Below are 21,603 nucleotides of genomic sequence, written 5' to 3'. Positions count from 1 at the left end.
GCGCGATGATACCCCTCAACCCCCCCCCATATCCAATTGGGGTGGGGTTTATGTTTCACGTGAAACATCACCCCCACCGACTCAGCTCTGCGCCGCCCACCACTCCTTGAGGGCCGCCACCGCCGCGTCGCGCTCCATCGGGCCGTTCTCCAGCCGCAGTTCCAGCAGGAACGCATAGGCCTTGCCGATCACCGGGCCGGGGCCCACCCCGAGGATCTCCATGATCTCGTTGCCGTCCAGGTCCGGGCGGATGGAGTTCAGCTCCTCCTGCTCCTGGAGGAGGGCGATCCGCTCCTCCAGCCCGTCGTAGGTCCGGGAGAGGGCGTTCGCCTTGCGCTTGTTCCGGGTCGTGCAGTCCGACCGGGTCAGCTTGTGGAGGCGTTCGAGGAGCGGCCCGGCGTCGCGCACGTACCGGCGGACGGCGGAGTCGGTCCACTCGCCGTCGCCGTACCCGTGGAAGCGCAGGTGGAGCTCGACCAGCTTCGACACGTCCTTGACCAGGTCGTTGGAGTACTTCAGCGCGGTCATGCGCTTCTTGGTCATCTTGGCTCCCACCACCTCGTGATGGTGGAAGGAGACCCGGCCGTCCTTCTCGAAGCGCCGCGTCCTCGGCTTGCCGATGTCGTGGAGCAGCGCCGCCAGCCGAAGGACGAGGTCGGGGCCGTCCTCCTCCAGGTCGATGGCCTGCTCCAGGACCGTCAGCGAGTGCTCGTAGACGTCCTTGTGGCGGTGATGCTCGTCACTCTCCAGCCGCAGCGCGGGAAGCTCGGGCAGCACCTGGTCGGCCAGCCCGGTGTCGACGAGGAGCCCGAGGCCCTTGCGCGGGTGGCTGGAGAGGAGGAGCTTGTTGAGCTCCTCGCGGATCCGCTCGGCGGAGACGATCTCGATCCGGCCGGCCATCTCCGTCATCGCGGTGACGACATCGGGGGCGACCTCGAAGTCCAGCTGCGCCGCGAACCGGGCGGCGCGCAGCATGCGCAGCGGATCGTCCGAGAAGGACGCCTCGGGCGTCCCGGGGGTACGCAGCACGCGCTCGGCCAGGTCCTTAAGGCCGCCGTGCGGATCGATGAACTCCTTCTCCGGCAGCGCGACGGCCATCGCGTTGACCGTGAAGTCCCGGCGCACGAGGTCTTCCTCGATGGAGTCGCCGTAGGAGACCTCCGGCTTGCGCGAGGTCCTGTCGTACGCCTCCGACCGGTAGGTCGTGACCTCGATCTGGTAGCCGTCCTTCTGGGAGCCGACGGTGCCGAAGGCGATTCCGACCTCCCACACCGCGTCGGCCCACGGGCGGACGATGGTCAGTACGTCCTCGGGGCGGGCGTCGGTGGTGAAGTCCAGGTCGTTCCCGAGCCTCCCGAGCAGCGCATCGCGGACCGAGCCGCCGACCAGCGCGAGACCGAATCCGGCCTCCCGGAAGCGGCGGGCGAGGTCGTCGGCGACCGGGGACACTCGCAGCAGCTCACTCACCGCGCGATGCTGCACCTGGTTCAGTGCACTGGCGTTCTCTTCGTTGGCGTTCGGCACAACAGAAAAGGGTACGTGCACGGACCGGCCGCGGCGTCATCGTTTATCCGGGCCCTGCGGGCCTTCCGCGATCATGTGAGCCGGACCGCAGCACTTCGGCCCTCCGCACCTCGTTACCATGCGGGGACGCAGGACCGGCAACGGTCGACGAACTCCGATGACGACGAGGGACGGGTAGGCGCGTGGCCGAGGCGGCAGACATCCAGGGGATGCGTCCCTCTCCTGCCCGCCGGTGGCTGCGGCGAACAGCCTCCGTGGTCCTCGGGGTGCCTCTGCTGGCCGGTCTGCTGGCCGTTCCGGCCGCCGGAAGCGCGGGGGCCGCCCAACCGGTGAAGGCCCCCACGGGGTCCCGCACGGTCGATGTGTCCCTGGACACGCTCTCCCCAGCCGCCCCCGTGGAGGGGGACACCCTGACCGTCTCCGGGACGCTCACCAACAAGGGCAAGGAGACGATCAGCGACGCCGAGGTCGACCTGCGGGTGGGCCCCCGGCTCTCCGGCCGGGGAGAGGTCGACGACGCCGCCAAGCGCAGGGACTACCTCCCCGGCGCCGACCCGGCCCCGGTCGGTGACAAATACACGGTGAAGATTCCGAAGCTCCCCAGGGGAATCACCCAGAACTTCACGCTCGCCGTTCCCGTGGACAAGCTGGACCTCGACGCGTCGGGCGTCTACCAGCTGGGCGTCTCGGTCTCCGGCCGCACGGCGGCCACCCCCTACGAGCAGGTGCTGGGCATCCAGCGCTCGTACCTCCCCTGGCAGCCCGAGAAGAGCGACAAGCGGACGAAGCTCACCTTTCTGTGGCCGCTGATCGCCTCCCCGCACGTCACCGCCGAGACGCGCTCGGACGAACAGCAGACACCGGTGTTCACCGACGACTCCCTGGCCCAGGAGGTGGCGCCGGGCGGACGGCTGGAGCAGATGGTCGCCCTCGGCAGCCGCCTCCCCGTCACCTGGGTCATCGACCCGGACCTGCTGGCGAGCGTCGCCGCGATGGCGGGGGGTTACGAGGTCAAGTCCGGTGAGACGACCGTCCCGGGCAAGAACCAGGACGTGGCCAGGCAGTGGCTCACCGCCCTGGAGAAGGTGGTCGAGGACGGCAAGGTAATCGCGCTGCCGTTCGCCGACCCGGACCTGGCCTCCATCGCCCACCGGGGCAAGGGCGTCTCCGGCACCCTCAGCCATCTGCAGGACGCCTCCGCGGTGGGTGCCACCACGGTGGAGACCATCCTCCACGTGAAGCCGTCCACCGACTTCGCCTGGCCCGTGAACGGCGCGGTCGACCCGGCGATCGTGGATGTGGCGACCTCCGCGGGAGCCCACCACGTGATCGCCCGCAGCGACAGCTTCCAGGAGACCGGCAGCCTGCCGTACACCCCGACGGCGGCCCGGCCGATCGGCGGGGGAACCACCGCGGTCGTCGCCGACGCCCGGCTGTCGACCGCGTTCAACGGCAACATGCTCCGGGCGGGCGCCTCGACCCTCGCGGTCCAGAAGTTCCTCGCGCAGACCCTCGCGCTGACCGAGCAGGCACCGGACAACGAGCGCTCCATCGTCGTGGCACCGCAGCGGATGCCCACGGCCGCCCAGGCCCAGTCGATGGCCCGCGCCCTTCAGGCCCTCTCGGGTGACCGCTGGACGCAGCCGCAGGACCTGGTCGCCGCCTCCGAGGTGAAGCCGGACCCGCTGGCGACCACCAAGGTGCCGCGCGCCTCCGCGTACCCGAAGAAGCTCCGCAGCCAGGAACTGCCCACCCAGGCGTTCCAGGACATCCGGACCACCCAGGGCTCCATCGACAGCTTCGAGACCATCCTCACGCAGCCCGAGCGTGTGGTGACGCCCTTCGGCAACGCGGTCAACCGCTCGATGTCGACGTCCTGGCGAGGCCGCTCCCAGGAGGCACAGGACTACCGGGACGCCGTTCTGAAGTACCTCAAGGACCTCACCGGCGAGGTCCAGCTGATCGACAAGTCGGACGTCACCCTCTCCGGCCGCAGCGCGACGATCCCGGTGACGGTGCAGAACAAGCTGGTGCAGGGCGTCGACCGGCTCGTCCTGAGGCTGACCTCGGACAACATCCGCCTGAAGTTCAACGACGACGGGGCGAGGGCCCAACTGCCGGTCCGGATCGCGGGCGGGCACAGCCAGTCGGTGAAGTTCGACACGGCGACCAGCGCCAACGGGCGGGCCCAGGTCACCGCACGGCTCTTCACCGAGGACGGCACACCGTACGGCGAGGAGATGACCTTCACCGTGAAGGTCTCCGAGGTCACGCCCACCGTGCTGCTCGTCATCGCCGGCGGACTGCTCCTCCTGGTGCTGGCGGGGGTCAGGATGTACAGCCACCGCAAGCGCACCATGGCAAGCGACACGGCGAACGGCGACGGCGGCGAACCCGAGCAGCCGAGTGACCCGACCCCGGACACCGGACCGGAAAGCGGGGACCCGTCGGGAACGGGTGAGAAAGTGGACCGTTGAGCGATGTCTGTCGTGGCCGGTCGGCCGGGGACGATGAGGTAGGGGTTTTCGATGAACGCGCCGTACGACGGTGACCGCGGCCAGGGCGCCGGCGGAGCAGGGTCTCCGTCCGGTCCCCCGGTCCCTCCGGGCGCGGGCCAGGACGGCCGGCAGGTGCCGCCCGACCCGTACCTCCAGCACGCCTACGAGGACGATCCCTACCGGGCACAGGACCTCGCGGCCCAGGACCCGGTGGGCGAGGCGCTCTACGACCGGGCGTCCCACCCGCCGCCACCCCCCGGGACCTACCAGGAGCCGCAGGCGCTGTACCAGCAGCCGCCCATGGCCCCGCACGCCCCCGACCCCCGCATCTGGGCCCAGACGCCGCCTCCCGAGCCCTCGGGGCCCTCACGCCACCTCCCGTACGGCGACCGTCCGGCGACCACGCAGTTCGTCGGCGTCGACGACCTGGTCACGCAGGCGTCGGACGACCGGCGCGAGCCGGACGCCTTCGCCCACCTCTTCCGGGACCAGGAGGGGTCGGGGAAGCCCCCGGGCCCCCCCGATCCGGAACCCGCCCCCGCTCCCGTACCGCAGAAGTCCGGCGGCGGCCGGGTCTCCGGAGTGCTGAAGTCCAGCGCGCTGATGGCGGCCGGCACCCTCGTCTCCCGGCTCACCGGCTTCATCCGCTCCCTGGTGATCACCGCGGCTCTCGGCGCCGCGCTGCTCGGTGACAGCTTCACCATCGCGTACACCCTGCCGACCATGATCTACATCCTCACCGTCGGCGGCGGCCTCAACTCGGTCTTCGTCCCGCAGCTCGTCCGCGCCATGAAGGACGACGAGGACGGCGGTGAGGCCTTCGCCAACCGGCTGCTGACTCTGGTGATGGTCGCACTCGGCCTGATCGTGGCCATCGCGGTTCTCGTCGCGCCGGTGCTGATCCAGCTGATGTCGAACACCATCGCCGACGACGTGGCCGCCAACAGCGTGGCCGTCACCTTCGCCCGGTACTGCCTGCCCACCATCTTCTTCATGGGTGTGCACGTGGTGATGGGTCAGATCCTGAACGCCCGGGGCAAGTTCGGCGCGATGATGTGGACCCCGGTCCTCAACAACATCGTCATGATCATCACGTTCGGCCTCTTCATCTGGGTCTACGGCACCTCCGCCGAGTCCCGGATGGGCGTGGACACCATCCCGCCGGAGGGCGTCCGGCTGCTGGGCATCGGCACCCTTCTCGGGCTGATCGTCCAGGCGCTGGCGATGATCCCGTACCTGCGCGAGGCGGGCTTCCGCTTCCGCCCCCGCTTCGACTGGAAGGGCCACGGGCTCGGCAAGACGGTCAAGCTGGCCAAGTGGACCGTGCTGTTCGTCCTGGCCAACCAGGCGGGTGTCCTGGTCGTCACCCAGCTCGCCACGTCGGCGGGCAAGCTGGCCGGCAAGGACGGCACCGGGTTCCTGGCCTACTCCAACGCGCAGCTGATCTGGGGCATGCCGCAGGCCATCATCACCGTCTCCGTCATGGCCGCGTTGCTGCCCCGCATCTCCCGGGCCGCCCACGACAACGACCCCGGCGCGGTCCGCGACGACATCTCGCAGGGCCTGCGCAACTCCGCCGTCGCGATCGTCCCGGTCGCCTTCACCTTCCTCGCGCTCGGCCTGCCGATGTGCACCCTGCTGTACGCCTCCAGCGGCGCCGAGGCCGCCCGGTCCATGGGTTTCATCCTGATGGCGTTCGCCCTCGGCCTGATCCCGTACTCCGTGCAGTACGTCGTGCTCCGTGGCTTCTACGCGTACGAGGACACCCGGACCCCCTTCTACAACACGGTCATCGTGGCCGCCGTCAACGCCGCCGCCTCCGCCCTCTGCTACGTCGTCCTGCCCGCCCGGTGGGCCGTCGTCGGCATGGCCTTCTCCTACGGGCTGGCCTACGCGGTCGGCGTCGGCGTCGCCTGGCGCCGGCTGCGTACCCGGCTCGGCGGCGACCTGGACGGGGCGCACGTCGTGCGGACCTACGCCCGGCTGTGCATGGCCGCGGTGCCCGCGGCCATCATCGGCGGCGGCGTCGGATTCGCGATCCTCGAATTCCTCGGCGCGGGCGCCCTCGGCTCGCTGGCCGCGCTGGTCTGCGGCGGCGCCCTCCTCATGGGCGTCTTCTTCGTCGCGGCGAAGAAGATGCGCATCGAAGAGGTCAACGCCCTGGTCGGCATGGTCCGTGGACGGCTCGGTCGCTGAATGAGCGCACCGCCGCACAACCATCTGCGGACTCCGCGTGTCGTGGATAGCGCCGGAGTGTGGGCACAATTGGCGTGACTGTGGCGAGCTGGCCGGCTTCGCGCAACGGATGGGGAGGCAGGAACGACGGTGGCGGAACGTAGCACGGCTGCCGTCGACGTGGCCGACAACGGCGGCGACGAGCCGCTGGCCGCCAAGGCGGACGAGGCCACGAGCGACGGAACGGCGCAGGCCGACGAGACCGAGGGCGCGAGCCCCGAGAAGCCCGACAACTCCAAGGGCAAAGACGGCGGGCGGGCCCGTTCCGAGGCCGTTCCGGCGACCCCCGATGTACACAGCGGTCACAAACTGGCCGAGCGCTACCGCCTGGAGGAGTGCGTCACCCGGCTGGACGGCTTCAGCAGTTGGCGGGCGGTCGACGAGAAACTGCGCCGTGCGGTCGGCGTTCACCTGCTGCCCGCGAACCACCCCCGGGCCCGCTCCGTGCTGGCCGCGGCCCGGTCCTCCGCCCTGCTCGGCGACCCCCGCTTCGTCCAGGTCCTGGACGCCGTCGAGGAGGACGACCTCGTCTACGTCGTCCACGAATGGCTGCCGGACGCCACCGAGCTCACCGCTCTGCTGGCCGCCGGGCCGATGGACGCCCACGACGCCTACCAACTCGTCAGCCAGCTCTCCCAGGCGATGGCCGCGGCCCACCGTGAGGGCCTGACGCACCTTCGCCTCACCCCCGGCGCGGTACTGCGCAGTTCCACCGGCCAGTACCGGATCCGCGGCCTCGCGGTGAACGCCGCCCTGCGCGGCATCACCTCCGACCGCCCCCTGCGCCAGGACACCGAGGCGATCGGCGCACTCCTGTACGCGGCGCTGACCAAGCGCTGGCCGTACGAGAGCGACGCGTACGGCCTCTCCGGGCTGCCCAAGGGCATGGGGCTCATCTCCCCCGACCAGGTCCGCGCCGGCGTCCACCGCGGCCTCTCCGAACTCGCCATGCGCGCCCTCGCCAACGACGGGGCCACCGCCTCCCGGCAGGAACCGCCCTGCACCACTCCGGACGAACTCGCCAAGGCCGTCGCGGCCATGCCGCGCGTCCTGCCGCCGGAGCCCACCTTCGCCGCCCAGCCCGTCTACCAGCAGCCCGTCTACCAGCGGACGACCTATCAGCAGGGCACCTACGGACGGCCGTCCGCCCATCCGTCGTCCGTGCCCCAGCCGGTGCTGGCAGCCCCTCCGGCACCCCTCCAGAGCCGTACCGGGCGGGTGCTCAAGTGGAGTGTCTCGGCGCTGCTCATCGCCGCCCTCGGCCTCGGCAGCTGGCAGCTCGCGGAGATCCTGCTCGACCAGCGCAAGAGCTCCGACGGCACCGGCGTCACCGAGACGACCGACGACGAGAAGGCACCGGCCCCCGCCCCGCCCAAGCCGCTGACCATCGCGGGGGCCACCGAGTTCATGCCCGACGGTTCGGGGATCCAGCCGGGGGACGTGCCCAACACCATCGACGACGACGCCGACACGGCGTGGGTCACCCACCGCTACCGGGGCTTCCCCAACTTCGGAAACCTCCCCCAACGCAGGCAGGGCAGCGGGATCATCGTCGACCTGGGCAAGGTCCGGGACGTCCGGTCCATCAGTGTGGACATGTACCGCAGCGGCCAGACGACCGCGGTGTTCGCCGCGGGACCCGATGCCTCCTCCCCGTCCTCGTCGGCGGACTTCCCCCAGCGGATCGCCGAGAAGCAGATCGCGGGCAAGACGCTCAAGGAAGAGCTGGAGAAGCCCGTCCGGACGCGCTACATCCTGATCCACATCACGGAGCTGCCCGCGGACGGCACCGGCGGCTATCGCGGCGGGATCACCGACATCTCCGTCCTCGGCTGATCGGGAGCCGGTGTGGAGACCCTGCACCGGCCCCTGATCAACGGGCGCGCGGCCCGTTAATGTGGCCCATGACATCGGATCCGGTTCGGAGGGGGAGCACGGTGGATTCCGTTCCACCAGAGGCACCGAGCGACTCGGACCTGCTCGCCCTCCATGTGGCGGGCGACCCCGACGCCTTCGGTGAGCTCGTACGCCGCCACCGCGACCGGCTGTGGGCCGTGGCGCTGCGCACCCTCGGGGACAGGGAAGAGGCGGCCGACGCCGTCCAGGACGCCCTGGTCTCCGCGTTCCGGGCCGCTCACACCTTCCGTGGCCAGTCAGCCGTCACGACCTGGCTGCACCGCATCACCGTCAACGCCTGCCTCGACCGGGTCCGCAAGGCCGCCTCCCGCAAGACGTCACCGGTGGACGACCCGGAGCGGCTCGACCAGCTCCTGGAACCCCACGAGTCGGCCGAGGCCCCCGCCGAACGGCAGGATCTGCACCGCCAGCTCTTCGCCGCCCTGGCCACCCTCCCCGCCGAACAGCGCGCGGCCCTCGTCCTGGTCGACATGCAGGGCTACCCCGTGGCCGAGGCCGCCAGCATCCTGGACGTTCCGACCGGGACCGTGAAGAGCCGGTGCGCCCGGGGGCGGGCGAGACTGGCCCCCCTGGTCCGGCACCTGCGCGGCGGGACAAGAGGCGAAAGCTCCGACGAGGAGACCCGCACCACTGGAAGGAACCGGACGCCCGGGGTATCCGTCCCATCCGCGTCAGGACCGAAGGACGCGGAAGCGAACGACCCGGCCGCTGCGAAGGGAGGAGGTGGACGCCCGTGACATCCACGACCGACACGGCTCAGCACCCGGAGGTCTCCGAGATCTCCGACCTCACCGAGGGGCTGCTCACCCCCTCCCGCGCGGACGAGATCCGCGACCACCTCGCGCAGTGCGAGCCCTGCACGGAGGTACGGAACTCTCTGGAGGAGATCCGGGGGCTGCTCGGCGCCCTGCCGGACCCTGAGCCGATGCCCGAGGACGTCTCCGCCCGCATCGACGCGGCGCTCGCCGCCGAGGCGGCTCGTACGGACGCCCCTGCCGATGAAGCAGCCGATGACTCCCGAACCGTCGCTGTTTCACGCGTTGCCGATGTTTCACGTGAAACATCGACCGCGGAGACCGGTGACGCTCCCGCCGTGACGCCTCGTACGGGCTCCTCCCCGGACCGCCCGGCAGGCCGCTCCCAGGCCGCCACGGGGCCCGGTCGCCGCCCCGCCCGGCGCCGCCGCCGTGCAGTGATCCTGGGCACCGCGTGCGGGGCCGCGCTCATCGGCATGAGCGTCCTCTTCCTTCAGAACCTGTCCTCGCCCCAGGACTCGTCAGGTGCGGCGTCCGACCGGGCGGTCAGCGCCTCCGAGAGCGGAGCGCACAGCTACTCCCCGGAGACGCTCGAAACCACGGTCCAGAACCTCCTGGCCGGCGGAGCCAGCGCTGAGCAGTACGAAGGGCAGAAACAGCCGCCGAGCGCGGACGAGCGGGCGGTACCCGAAGGGAAGACGCCCGACGCCACCGCCTCCAAGAACCCGCTCAGCGCCCCTGCCGTCGCCATACCCCCGTGCGTACAGCAGGCGACCGGCCGCACCACACCGGCCCTCGCCCTCGACGAGGGGACCTACCAGGGGACGGACGCCTTCCTCGTCGTCCTGCCGCACCCGAGCGACCCCACCCGCGTGCAGGCCTATGTCGTCGCCTCCTCCTGCGTGGACACCGCTCCCGGGTCGACCGGTCGACTGCTGCTCACAGAGGCCTACAACCGCCCCTGAGGACCACCACGGCACATCCCGAGGTTGCAACACAGGATTGCCACACGGGAATGCAACACCCGTAGGATCCGTTGGGTGGGGTGAGAGTCGTTGGACCTGACCCCCGTAGGCAGTAGGCAGTCTGCAGAGACGAGGAAGAAACCCGTGAGCGACGTCCGCAATGTGATCATCATCGGCTCCGGACCGGCCGGGTACACCGCCGCGCTCTACACCGCTCGTGCCTCACTGAACCCGCTGGTCTTCGAGGGCGCGGTCACGGCCGGCGGTGCGCTGATGAACACCACCGACGTGGAGAACTTCCCCGGCTTCCAGGACGGCATCATGGGCCCCGAGCTCATGGACAACATGCGGGCCCAGGCCGAGCGCTTCGGCGCCGAGCTGGTTCCCGACGATGTCGTCGCGGTCGATCTCACCGGTGACATCAAGACCGTCACCGACACGGCGGGCACCGTGCACCGTGCCAAGGCCGTCATCGTCACCACCGGCTCCCAGCACCGCAAGCTCGGCCTGCCCAACGAGGACGCCCTCTCCGGCCGTGGTGTCTCCTGGTGCGCCACCTGTGACGGCTTCTTCTTCAAGGACCACGACATCGCCGTGATCGGCGGCGGCGACACGGCCATGGAGGAGGCGACCTTCCTCTCCCGCTTCGCCAAGTCCGTCACGATCGTCCACCGCCGCGACACCCTGCGCGCCTCCAAGGCGATGCAGGACCGGGCCTTCGCCGATCCGAAAATCAAGTTCGCCTGGGACAGCGAGGTCGCGGAGGTCAAGGGCGAGCAGAAGCTCTCGGGTCTGACTCTGCGGAACACCAAGACCGGCGTGACCTCCGAGCTGCCCGTGACCGGCCTCTTCATCGCCGTCGGACACGACCCGCGCACCGAGCTCTTCAAGGGCCAGCTGGAGCTCGACGACGAGGGGTACCTGAAGGTCGAGGCGCCCTCCACCCGCACCAACCTGACCGGTGTCTTCGGCGCGGGGGACGTGGTCGACCACACCTACCGGCAGGCCATCACCGCCGCGGGCACCGGCTGCGCCGCGGCGCTGGACGCCGAGCGCTTCCTCGCCGCACTGGCCGACGCGGAGCCCGCCGAGCCGGAGAAGACCCCGGCAGTCTGAACTTCCCCACCGCACGCCCACCCGAGAGACTAAGGAGGCCGCCGTGGCCGGCGACCTGAAGCACGTAACCGACGACACGTTCGACGAGGTCGTCCTCAAGAGCGAGAAGCCCGTTCTGGTGGACTTCTGGGCTGCCTGGTGCGGCCCGTGCCGTCAGATCGCTCCCTCGCTGGAAGCAATCGCGGCGGAGCACGGCGACCAGATCGAGATCGTCAAGCTCAACATCGACGAGAACCCGGCCACCGCCGCCAAGTACGGCGTGATGTCCATCCCGACTCTGAACGTCTACCAGGGCGGCGCGGTCGCCAAGACGATCGTCGGCGCCAAGCCGAAGGCCGCGATCCTCCGCGACCTCGAAGGCTTCATCGCCAAGTAACCGCGTTCCGGCGCGATGTTTCACGTGAAACGGGCCCACCCCCGCACCGGGGGGCGGGCCCGTTTCACGTATCGCCGGGTTCGATCAGAGCGGGCGCAGCGCCGGTTCCTTCTGCACCGCTCCCAGGAGCCGGTCGAGAGCCATCTCGACGTCCTCCTTCCAGGAGAGCGTGGTCCGCAGTTCCAGCCTCATCCTCGGGTACCGAGGGTGGGGCCGCACGGTCTTGAAGCCGACCGCCAGCAGGTGATCCGCCGGGAGCACGCAGCCGAACTCCTCCGCCCGGACATCCCCGAATGCCTCGATCGCCTTGAAGCCCCGGCGCAGTACGTCCTTGGCCACCGTCTGCACCATCACGCGGCCGAGCCCCTGGCTCTGATACCCCGGAACGATCAGACCGGTGATGAGCTGAACGGCGTCGGGGGAGACCGGACTGGTGGGAAAGGCCGTCGAGCGCGGGACATAGGCAGGGGGTGCGTAGAGAACGAACCCCGCCGGGACGTCGTCCACATAGACCACCCGGCCGCAGGAACCCCACTCCAGGAGCACTGCGGAGATCCAGGCCTCCTTCTCCAGCTCCGGCTTGCCCGCCTTTACCGCGGCTTCCCCGCTGACCGGGTCAAGCTCCCAGAAGACGCACGCGCGGCAACGCTCGGGGAGATCCTGAAGGTTGTCCAAGGTGAGCGGTACAAGCCGACGCCCCATGGCGGCGATTCCTCACTTCCCTCGCCCGCCGCACCACGTGCGGCCGCCAGCGCGTTCCGTTCGTGGAACAGACTGCCGACGAATCCCCCGACGGCTCCCAGGCCCAGCGCGACCGTCACCAGCCGGCTGCGGCTCACTGTTCGCAAGGTCCCCGCCCTCCTCCGAGGTCGATCACCGTGGATGCGCCATCCCAGATCGCATCGTATCCACCCAGAGGTGATGCGGATACCGAGAGAGGGCAAAGGGCGGGCCGTGTTCCGATGAGTACCGGAACACGGCCTGCCCTTCACTGCCTGCTACGACCAGACGGAGCCCGGGGAGCTCAGCTCTCGTCCTCCTCGTCGGACGTCTCGGAGAGGCGGCGCTCCAGCACCTTCCCCTCACCCGGGGCGAGAGAGCCGAGAATCCGTTCCAGATCATCCATCGAGGCGAACTCGACGGTGATCTTTCCCTTCTTCTGGCCCAGGTCGACCTTCACCCGGGTCTCGAAACGGTCGGAGAGCCGGGTCGCCAGGTCGGTCAGTGCGGGAGAAAGCCGCGCACCGGCCCGGGGGCCCTTCGGCTTGGACGAGCTCGTGGGACGCGAGCCCATGAGCGTCACGATCTCCTCGACCGCGCGGACCGAGAGCCCCTCCGCCACGATGCGGTGGGCCAGGCGGTCCTGCTCCTCCGAGTCATCCACCGACAGCAGGGCGCGGGCGTGACCGGCCGAGAGAACGCCTGCGGCCACCCGCCGCTGCACCGACGGGGAGAGCCGCAGGAGCCGCAGAGTGTTGGACACCTGGGGCCGGGAGCGTCCGATCCGGTCCGCCAGCTGGTCATGGGTGCACTTGAAGTCCTTGAGCAGCTGGTCGTACGCGGCAGCCTCTTCCAGCGGGTTCAGCTGAGCCCGGTGGAGGTTCTCCAGCAGCGCGTCCAGGAGAAGCTTCTCGTCGTCCGTGTCCCGGACGATGGTCGGAATCCGCTCCAGCCCCGCTTCGCGGCAGGCCCGCAGACGGCGCTCACCCATGATGAGCTCGTAGCGGTCCGTCCCCACCTTGCGCACGACGACCGGCTGGAGAAGACCCACCTCCTTGACGGAGGTGACCAGCTCGGCCAAGGCGTCCTCGTCGAAGACCTCACGGGGCTGGCGGGGGTTCGGCGTGATCGATCCGATGAGCAGTTCGGCGAAGTACGCACCGGACGCCCCCGCCTCCTGATCCGGCGCGGACGCCGGCTCCGGCACCACCGGGGACGACGGGAGCGCGGTCACCTTCGCGGCGGCCACTCCCCGCTCCGCCGTCAGAACCGGTCCTCCTCCGGAGGCCGAACCGCCTCCGGGCGCCGGCACCTGCTTCTCCTGGGGAGCGGCGGGGATCAGCGCACCGAGCCCACGCCCCAGCCCTCTACGTCGCTCACTCACTGAATGCCCTCCGAAACGTTCTGCTGGCTGTTCTGAATGCTCGTGTGGGCATGCTGGGCCTCGTAGTGCACCCCGACACCCCGCAGAGCGATTTCCCGGGCGGCCTCGAGGTAGGAGAGCGAGCCGCTGGATCCCGGATCGTAGGTCAGCACCGTCTGGCCGTAGCTCGGCGCCTCGGAGATCCGTACGGACCGCGGGATGCTCGTCCGCAGCACTTCCTTACCGAAGTGCGTACGGACCTCCTCTGCGACCTGGGAGGCGAGCCTGGTCCTGCCGTCGTACATGGTCAACAGGATCGTCGAGACATGCAGCTCGGGGTTCAAGTGGCCGCGCACCAGGTCGACGTTCCGCAGCAGCTGGCCCAGGCCTTCCAGCGCGTAGTACTCGCACTGGATGGGGATCAGCACCTCCGCCCCGGCCACCATCGCGTTCACCGTGAGAAGGCCGAGGGAGGGAGGGCAGTCGATGAGAATGTAGTCCAGCGGCTGCTCGTACGCCTGGATGGCCCGCTGAAGCCGGCTCTCCCGCGCCACCAGCGACACGAGCTCGATCTCCGCACCGGCGAGATCGATCGTGGCGGGGGCGCAGAAGAGACCCTCGACGTCCGGGACCGGCTGGACCACTTCGGAGAGCGGACGGCTCTCCACCAGGACGTCATAGATCGAGGGGACATCGGAGTGGTGATCGATCCCCAGGGCCGTGGAGGCATTGCCCTGGGGGTCGAGGTCGACCACCAGGACACGGGCACCGTGCAGGGCCAGCGAGGCAGCGAGGTTGACCGTCGTGGTCGTCTTACCGACCCCGCCCTTCTGGTTGGCCACCACCATGACGCGCGTCCGGTCAGGGCGCGGCAGCCCCTCGCCGGCACGGCCGAGAGCCTCGACCGCCAGCTGGGCGGCACGACCGATGGGTGTGTCGTCCATCGGCGGCGGTGTTTCACGTGAAACACCCTCCCCCGCGGACTCGGCTCGGGGACCGGGGACCGGATCGGTCATCGGTCCCGCGATGTTGGCGTCGGACCGCAACGGTTCACTCTCCTCGACTTCAGGCTCGCAATGAGCAGAGCCTGCCATGCTTTCGGGGTCGTGAACCAGCGAGGCCCGCTGATCTGTGGATGAATCCGCGCTTGTGGACAACTCGGTAGCCCGTACGGGCTTGCGGTCCCGCGGTGTGGCAGCCGCACGACCGCGGCCGATGATTCCCTGCAGCAGAGAGCGACGTTTCACGTGAAACACGATGCCCCCGCATCGCAACTACCAGGCCACGACACTCCGCAGGGGGTACGGATGGCCGCTTTCCCGGCATTTCACTGCTAGACAGCGGAGATCGCCGGGAAGGGCCCCTGTCGGGGCCGCTCTCCGTCGGCCCTGTCCTGACCCGACCGACAGCCCTCAGCGGCGCCGCCGGGCCCGCCCCACCCGCGCGGCCTTGGCCCTCTTTGCGGCGAACCTCACACCACCCGGGCTCTCGCCCACCACCACGCGCACCACCGTGGACAGCGGATCGACCACGCCCTCACCGACATGGAGCACCTCGGTCTCCAGCACGCCGAGCTTACTCAGAGCCGCCCTGGCACCGTTGAGCTCCTCCTCGGCCGTGTCGCCCTTCAGCGCCAGCATCTCGCCGTACGGCTTCAGCAGGGGCACGCCCCAGCCGGCCAGCCGGTCCAGCGGCGCCACGGCACGGGCGGTCACCACTTGAACGGGCTGGAGCGTACCGAGCACCTCCTCGGCCCTCCCGCGCACCACCGTCACATGGTCCAGGCCGAGCAGCTCGACGACCTCCTGGAGGAAGTTCGTCCGGCGGAGCAGCGGCTCCAGCAGAGTGATCTTGAGGTCGGGGCGCACCAGGGCCAGTGGGATACCGGGCAGGCCGGCACCCGAGCCCACATCACAGACCGTGACACCTTCCGGCACCACCTCGGAGAGCACCGCGCAGTTCAACAGGTGCCGCTCCCACAGCCGAGGCACCTCACGCGGTCCGATCAAGCCGCGCTTCACCCCGGCATCGGCGAGAAGCTCCGCGTACCGGACAGCCTCCGGGAAGAGCTCTCCGAATACCGCCTGCGCCTCTTCAGGTGCCTGGGGGAGCTCTGCAGCGTCCGTCACGGGGACCGTCCTTCCATACCGCACTAGCGCACTGTGGGTCGCTGACTATCAGGCTGACAAAGATCGGCCCCGCCTGCGAACAGACGGGGCCGACAGTACAAGGATCCGGTCAGGCCGGGAGAACGACGACGAAGCGCTGCGGCTCCTCGCCCTCCGACTCGCTCCGGAGGCCGGCTGCGGCGATCGCGTCGTGCACGACCTTGCGCTCGAACGGCGTCATCGGGTCCAGCTTGACCGGCTGGCCCGAGCTCTTGACGTCGTCGGCGGCCTTGGCACCCAGCTCGGCGAGGATCTCCCGCTTCTTGGCCCGGAAGCCGCCGATGTCCAGCATCAGACGGCTGCGGTCGCCGGTCTCCCGGTGAACCGCCAGCCGGGTCAGCTCCTGGAGCGCCTCCAGCACCTCACCGTCGCGGCCCACGAGCTTCTGGAGTTCACGCGCCGAGTCGCTGATGATCGATACCGCGGCCCGGTCCGCCTCGACGTCCATGTCGATGTCGCCGTCGAGGTCGGCGATGTCGAGCAGGCCTTCGAGGTAGTCGGCTGCGATCTCCCCCTCCTGCTCCAGGCGGGTCAGAGTGTCGCTGCCCTCAGCGGCGGCCGTGGAGGTGGTGCCTTCCGTCACGGGTGGACTCCTTCTTACTTCTTGGACGGATGCTTGGGCCGCTGCGGGCCCTTGCGCTGTCCGGACTTGGCTTGGCGTGAGGAGCCGGAGGCTGACTTGCCCGCCGACGTCGGCTTGTCGTCCTGCGGTGCGTCCTTCTTCTGGAGCGAGGTCTTGGAGCCGGCCGCGGGCTCGTCCTTGGGCGCGCCCGCGGTGGTGGTGGCCGTCTGGCGCTTCGCCTTGGTCTGGCGCTTGGGCTGCTGGCGCTTGGCCGCCGCGCCCTCACCCTCGGGAAGGACCTCGCCCTTCTTGACGGTGCCGTCCTCCTGAGCCACGAGACCCATCTTGCTCAGTCCGGTGATGAACTTGCGCTCGATGTCGTTGCGGTCGGGGCCCTTGGCGACGATCGCCTTGACGGTCCTGCGCTGCGTCCGGCCGCGGACCTGGCCGCTGGAGTCCACACGCTTGAGGACTCGCTGGAGGTAGGCGTCCTGCGCCTTGCTGCCCGGCGTCGGGTTCTGGTTGATCACGTACATCTGCTGACCCATGGTCCAGACGTTGGTGGTCAGCCAGTAGACGAGGACACCGACGGGGAAGTTGACACCCATCACGGCGAAGATGACCGGGAAGATGTACATCAGCATCTTCTGCTGCTGCATGTACGGGGTCTTCACCGTCAGGTCGACGTTCTTCGTCATCAGCTGGCGCTGGGTGAAGAACTGCGACGCGGACATCAGCACGATCATCAGCGCGGTGACGATGCGGACGTCGGTCAGGGAGGCGTCGAGCGAGGTGAGCTTGTCGACGCTGTCCGTGAACTTCGCGGCCAGCGGTGCGCCGAAGATGTGGGCCTGCCGGGCGCTGTCGAGCAGGTCCTGGTTGATCGCGCCGATCTTCTTGCCCGAGGCGATGGACGACAGCACGTGGTACAAGGCGAAGAAGAACGGGGACTGCGCCAGGATGGGAAGGCACGAGGAGAGCGGGTTGGTGCCCGTCTCCTTGTACAGCTTCATCATCTCTTCGGACTGACGCTGCTTGTCGTTCTTGTAGCGCTCCTGGATCGCCTTCATCTTCGGCTGGAGCACCTGCATGTTGCGGGTCGACTTGATCTGCTTCACGAAGAGCGGGATCAGGCAGATCCGGATCAGCACCACCAGGGACACGATGGACAGACCCCAGGCCCACCCGGAGTCATCGCCGAAGAGCGCTCCGTAGACCTTGTGGAACTGGACGATGACCCACGAGACGGGCGTGGTGATAAAGCTGAACAGACTGGCAATCGTGTCCACTAATCAGGCTCCTTGAGCATTGGGCGAGGTCTCTGTGGCCGGGCTCGGAGGTTCGGAGACCGACCCCCTGGACGGCACATCAGCGGCGGGCTCCCCGCCCTTGCCACCGCGCAGGCCGTTGCGCAGCAGCTCGTGCCACCGCGGACGCTTGCGTGGCGGGACATGGTCCACACCGCCGGGTGACCACGGATTGCATCGCAGGATGCGCCAGGCGGTCAGCGCTGTTCCCTTGATCGCACCGTGCCGGTCGATAGCCGTATATCCATAGTGGGAACACGACGGGTAGTAACGGCAGACAGGCCCGAGGAGTGGGCTGATCGTCCACTGGTACAGCTTGATGAGGGCAAGCAGTGGGTACTTCATCTCGTGCCCCCTCCCAGCAGCCGCTGAAGGGCGGCGTCCAGGTCTCGGGCCAGCTGTGCATGGTCGGCGTCGCCCGCACCGGGCAGCGCTCGTACGACAACAAGGCTACCGGGGGGCAACTGCGCCAGTCGGTCCCGGACCAGATGGCGAAGCTTCCGCTTCACCGCGGTGCGGACGACCGCGCCGCCCACCGCTTTGCTGACAACGAAACCCGCACGCGGCGGGGGAACAGTCTCCCCAGTCACGTGCGGGTCCGTTTCACCGCTGCGTAGATGGACGACGAGCAGTGGACGTCCGGCTCGACGTCCTCGTCGTACCGCGGTCGCGAAGTCCTCGCGCCGCCTCAGCCGATTCTCGGTAGGCAGCACGTCATGGACCTGTAAACGATCAGGCGGACAGGCTGCTGCGGCCCTTGCCGCGGCGGTTCGCGAGGATCGCACGGCCGGCACGGGTACGCATGCGCAGACGGAAGCCGTGGGTCTTGGCACGACGGCGGTTGTTCGGCTGGAAGGTGCGCTTGCTCACTCGGGGGCTCCAGAAATGATTCGTGTCTTGGCGGGACATCGCCTGGCTGTCACCGTGCGCCCACGAGGAACTCGCGTAAACGCCTTAGTGCACCGCTTCACGATCACAGATCGTGATCTTTGCCCATCGGAGGCAGGCGGCAGCAGCCATCGACAACTCGACCTGGTCACGGTACGCGCGGCTACGTCATCCGGTCAAACCGGCTCCGCATGACCCACCATTGTGCACAGCCTGTGGACAACAACTTGAACCGCGCGGCCCGGCCTGACTACCGTGGCTGAACTCCGGTTCTTTTCCTTCCCGACTGCCGGGCCTCACCCATCCCGACCCATCCCGTCCCGAGAACCACACATTCGTGGGACATGCGAGAGAGCGTGCCTTGTGGCTGACGTACCTGCCGATCTTGCCGCAGTGTGGCCACGAGTGCTGGAACAACTCCTCGGGGAGGGCCAGCAGGGCATCGAGCCGAAGGACAAGCAGTGGATCGAGCGCTGCCAGCCGCTGGCACTCGTCGCCGACACCGCACTCCTGGCCGTCCCCAACGAATGGGGCAAGCGCGTGCTGGAGGGCCGGCTCGCTCCGCTCATCAGCGAGACGCTGACCCGCGAGTGCGGCCGCCCCATCCGGATCGCGATCACCGTCGACGACTCCGCTGGTGAACCGCCCTCCCCGCCGGCGCCCCCGATGCACCAGTCCCACCAGAGCCAGCAGGGCCACCGCTACCAGGGGCAGCCGCGCGACGACGCGCACAACGACGGGTACGACGGATACGGGCACCGCCCCTCCGACGACGGCATGCCGACGGCCCGCCCGGCCTACCCCGACTACCAGCAGCAGCGCCCCGAGCCGGGCGCCTGGCCCCGCACCCAGGAGGACCTGTCCTGGCAGCAGCCGCGGCACGGGGGCTACCAGGACCGCGAGCAGCCCGCCTCCGACACCTACCGCGAGAGCGAGCCGTACCGCGAGCAGCCCTCCGAGCAGTGGCGTGAGCCCTACGGCACCGGGCGGCCCCAGCAGCCGCAGCACGACTACCGGTCGCCGCCGCCCGAGCGCCAGGGATACGACCAGCAGCGCGACCGGCACGACCAGCAGCACCGTCCCAGCGGCCCGGGGCGCACCGGCGGCTCGGTCCCCGGCCCGATGGGCGCCCAGCCGGCGCCCGCGCCGGGACCGGGCGAGCCCCACGCCCGGCTGAACCCGAAGTACCTCTTCGACACCTTCGTCATCGGCGCCTCCAACCGGTTCGCGCACGCCGCGGCCGTCGCCGTGGCCGAGGCTCCCGCCAAGGCGTACAACCCCCTCTTCATCTACGGGGAGTCAGGGCTCGGCAAGACCCACCTGCTGCACGCCATCGGGCACTACGCGCGCAGCCTCTACCCGGGCACCCGGGTGCGGTACGTGAGCTCGGAGGAGTTCACCAACGAGTTCATCAACTCGATCCGCGACGGCAAGGGCGACACCTTCCGCAAGCGGTACCGCGATGTCGACATCCTCCTGGTCGACGACATCCAGTTCCTGGCGAGCAAGGAGTCGACGCAGGAGGAGTTCTTCCACACCTTCAACACGCTGCACAACGCCAACAAGCAGATCGTGCTCTCCTCGGACCGGCCGCCCAAGCAGCTGGTCACGCTGGAGGACCGGCTGCGCAACCGCTTCGAGTGGGGTCTGACCACCGACGTCCAGCCGCCCGAGCTGGAGACCCGGATCGCCATCCTCCGCAAGAAGGCGGTCCAGGAGCAGCTCAACGCGCCTCCGGAGGTCCTGGAGTTCATCGCCTCGCGGATCTCGCGCAACATCCGTGAGCTGGAGGGCGCCCTGATCCGGGTGACGGCCTTCGCCTCCCTCAACCGGCAGCCGGTGGATCTCGGGCTGACCGAGATCGTGCTCAAGGACCTGATCCCGGGCGGTGAGGAGTCGGCGCCGGAGATCACCGCGCCGGCCATCATGGCGGCCACCGCCGACTACTTCGGCCTCACGGTGGAGGATCTCTGCGGATCCTCGCGCAGCCGGGTCCTGGTGACGGCGCGCCAGATCGCCATGTATCTGTGCCGGGAGCTCACCGACCTCTCGCTGCCGAAGATCGGCGCGCAGTTCGGCGGCCGCGACCATACGACGGTGATGCACGCGGACCGGAAGATCCGGGCCCTGATGGCGGAGCGCCGCTCCATCTACAACCAGGTCACCGAGCTCACCAACCGCATCAAGAACGGCTGACGCCGCTCTCCGAGGGCATGTCCTGAGCCGCCGGCCACGCCCTGGCCCTCTCGCGGCGTCCTCCCAGGACGTCGTACGGCCTCACAGCGCGCTCGAAGGGCGCCTCGCAACGACCTCCCACGGTCCCCGCGAGGCGCCTTTCGTCGTTCCTGGGGCTCCTGAGAGCCCGTTCCTGGGGGCGCCCGAGAGCCCCCAGGAGCCCCCGCGACCCCTCACGGCGCTCTCCGCCGGACCGGCTCCGCGGTCTCCGCCGACCGGCACTGTTCGAATACGGGCTGCTCAGAGCCCCTTCTCCACAGATGTGCGGGGTTTCTTCCGTCCACAGCCTGGGGACCGCGAAGTTGTCCATATTGCGTCCACAGGGCGAGCTGCCGATACTCCATCAGGCCAGGTCACATGGTTGGGGATTTGTGGCCAACCGTGATCCACAGCCTGTGGACAGAATTTTCGTCCACAGGGGGCACGCGCAGTTGTCCACCGGCAGCCCACAGGCTGGGCCCTGTTGTCCCCAGCCACTCCCGGCTTCTCCACACCTCTGTCCACTGTTCGGCAACGCAACACCCGCTCTCACCGCCCGGGGTGAAAGGCGTCACACGAAGCTGCCTGATTGGGCTGTGGGGAACGTGGGTAAAGCTGGGGACAGGCTTGGGGAGAAGTGGCCCCCTCCTGTGCATCGGGTGTGCAGAACTTCCGCCCGTCCACAGAAGACCCCGGTTGTCCACGGGTTCCGCCCACAGGCGCGGTGGACAAAAAACCGGTGCTGACCTGCGCAAACAACGTTATCCACGGTTTCCACAGGGCCTACTACTACTACCACTCAGAGTTAGCCAGGAATCCGCTTCGAAGTGGGGCCTGTGTACAACTCGACCGGCGACCGCCTCGCAGCGTTTTGCTCGACTTGACCCCGAGCAGCAACGACTGTCGGTGCCGTGCGTCAGACTGGACCCCGGAGCCACCCCGGCCGTCGGCAGGGAGCTCCGGTCCAGACGACGAAGGCCAGCAGGGCGAGCGAG

General features: G+C 69.2%; 18 protein-coding genes. 8 read left to right on the top strand and 10 right to left on the bottom strand.

Going from position 1 to position 21,603, the window contains the following annotated elements; genetic code table 11:
- Positions 1-81: 81 nt before the first annotated feature.
- Positions 82-1,524 carry a CCA tRNA nucleotidyltransferase gene (locus tag AB0917_RS17785; RefSeq protein WP_366820476.1) on the bottom strand — a complete coding sequence of 481 codons (1,443 nt, stop codon included), beginning with the start codon at positions 1,522-1,524 and terminating at the stop codon, positions 82-84.
- 182 nt (positions 1,525-1,706) lie between these two features.
- Between AB0917_RS17785 and AB0917_RS17780 the strand changes: the two genes are divergently transcribed.
- The 7 genes from AB0917_RS17780 to trxA all read left to right on the top strand — a co-directional run bounded on the left by AB0917_RS17780 (position 1,707) and on the right by trxA (position 11,386).
- Positions 1,707-4,001 (top strand): DUF6049 family protein, encoded by a 2,295-nt coding sequence (locus AB0917_RS17780; protein WP_366820475.1) that lies wholly within the window; start codon positions 1,707-1,709, stop codon positions 3,999-4,001.
- A gap of 51 nt (positions 4,002-4,052) precedes the next feature.
- Positions 4,053-6,218, top strand: coding sequence for a murein biosynthesis integral membrane protein MurJ (gene murJ, locus AB0917_RS17775; RefSeq protein ID WP_366820474.1), 2,166 nt, complete (start codon positions 4,053-4,055; stop codon positions 6,216-6,218).
- A gap of 129 nt (positions 6,219-6,347) precedes the next feature.
- Entirely contained in the window at positions 6,348-8,093 is a 1,746-nt protein-coding gene (locus tag AB0917_RS17770; RefSeq protein ID WP_366820473.1) for a protein kinase family protein, read from the top strand.
- A 101-nt stretch (positions 8,094-8,194) separates the two neighbouring features.
- Positions 8,195-8,911 carry an RNA polymerase sigma factor SigM gene (gene sigM / locus AB0917_RS17765; RefSeq protein ID WP_366820472.1) on the top strand — a complete coding sequence of 239 codons (717 nt, stop codon included), beginning with the start codon at positions 8,195-8,197 and terminating at the stop codon, positions 8,909-8,911.
- Positions 8,908-9,894 (top strand): zf-HC2 domain-containing protein, encoded by a 987-nt coding sequence (locus AB0917_RS17760; RefSeq protein ID WP_366820471.1) that lies wholly within the window; start codon positions 8,908-8,910, stop codon positions 9,892-9,894. Before sigM ends, AB0917_RS17760 begins: the two co-directional genes overlap by 4 nt.
- 144 nt (positions 9,895-10,038) lie before the next feature.
- Positions 10,039-11,010 carry a thioredoxin-disulfide reductase gene (gene trxB, locus AB0917_RS17755; protein WP_366820470.1) on the top strand — a complete coding sequence of 324 codons (972 nt, stop codon included), beginning with the start codon at positions 10,039-10,041 and terminating at the stop codon, positions 11,008-11,010.
- Positions 11,011-11,053: 43 nt separating this feature from the next.
- Entirely contained in the window at positions 11,054-11,386 is a 333-nt protein-coding gene (gene trxA / locus AB0917_RS17750; RefSeq protein ID WP_366820469.1) for a thioredoxin, read from the top strand.
- 84 nt (positions 11,387-11,470) lie between these two features.
- Here trxA and AB0917_RS17745 read toward each other — a convergent pair whose 3' ends face one another.
- From AB0917_RS17745 to rpmH, 9 genes are all read right to left on the bottom strand, one after another.
- The gene (locus AB0917_RS17745) at positions 11,471-12,088 is read right to left on the bottom strand and encodes a GNAT family N-acetyltransferase (RefSeq protein ID WP_366820468.1); all 618 of its coding nucleotides are present in this window, start codon (positions 12,086-12,088) and stop codon (positions 11,471-11,473) included.
- Positions 12,089-12,410: 322 nt separating this feature from the next.
- Positions 12,411-13,490, bottom strand: a complete 1,080-nt coding sequence (locus AB0917_RS17740; protein ID WP_366820467.1) for a ParB/RepB/Spo0J family partition protein — start codon at positions 13,488-13,490, stop codon at positions 12,411-12,413.
- On the bottom strand, positions 13,487-14,563 hold the full coding sequence (locus AB0917_RS17735) for a ParA family protein (protein ID WP_366820466.1): 1,077 nt from the start codon (positions 14,561-14,563) through the stop codon (positions 13,487-13,489). Before AB0917_RS17735 ends, AB0917_RS17740 begins: the two co-directional genes overlap by 4 nt.
- A 318-nt stretch (positions 14,564-14,881) precedes the next feature.
- Positions 14,882-15,598, bottom strand: a complete 717-nt coding sequence (gene rsmG, locus AB0917_RS17730; protein WP_366820465.1) for a 16S rRNA (guanine(527)-N(7))-methyltransferase RsmG — start codon at positions 15,596-15,598, stop codon at positions 14,882-14,884.
- A gap of 109 nt (positions 15,599-15,707) precedes the next feature.
- The gene (locus AB0917_RS17725) at positions 15,708-16,220 is read right to left on the bottom strand and encodes a R3H domain-containing nucleic acid-binding protein (protein ID WP_366820464.1); all 513 of its coding nucleotides are present in this window, start codon (positions 16,218-16,220) and stop codon (positions 15,708-15,710) included.
- Positions 16,221-16,234: 14 nt separating this feature from the next.
- Positions 16,235-17,488, bottom strand: coding sequence for a membrane protein insertase YidC (yidC, locus tag AB0917_RS17720; RefSeq protein ID WP_366820463.1), 1,254 nt, complete (start codon positions 17,486-17,488; stop codon positions 16,235-16,237).
- A gap of 3 nt (positions 17,489-17,491) precedes the next feature.
- Complete coding sequence (gene yidD / locus AB0917_RS17715) at positions 17,492-17,851, bottom strand: membrane protein insertion efficiency factor YidD (RefSeq protein ID WP_366820462.1); 360 nt, start codon at positions 17,849-17,851, stop codon at positions 17,492-17,494.
- Positions 17,848-18,219, bottom strand: a complete 372-nt coding sequence (gene rnpA, locus AB0917_RS17710) for a ribonuclease P protein component (RefSeq protein WP_366820461.1) — start codon at positions 18,217-18,219, stop codon at positions 17,848-17,850. Before rnpA ends, yidD begins: the two co-directional genes overlap by 4 nt.
- A gap of 19 nt (positions 18,220-18,238) precedes the next feature.
- On the bottom strand, positions 18,239-18,376 hold the full coding sequence (rpmH, locus tag AB0917_RS17705) for a 50S ribosomal protein L34 (RefSeq protein WP_003967884.1): 138 nt from the start codon (positions 18,374-18,376) through the stop codon (positions 18,239-18,241).
- A 381-nt stretch (positions 18,377-18,757) separates the two neighbouring features.
- On the opposite strand from rpmH, the gene dnaA reads away from it, so the two are divergent.
- On the top strand, positions 18,758-20,590 hold the full coding sequence (gene dnaA / locus AB0917_RS17700) for a chromosomal replication initiator protein DnaA (protein ID WP_366820460.1): 1,833 nt from the start codon (positions 18,758-18,760) through the stop codon (positions 20,588-20,590).
- Positions 20,591-21,603 lie beyond the last annotated feature (1,013 nt).

It is taken from the genome of Streptomyces sp. NPDC007346 (assembly GCF_040703535.1).
Classification (GTDB): domain Bacteria; phylum Actinomycetota; class Actinomycetes; order Streptomycetales; family Streptomycetaceae; genus Streptomyces.
Note: the sequence above shows the minus strand (reverse complement) of the source record. Positions and strands in the feature narration are given on the sequence as shown.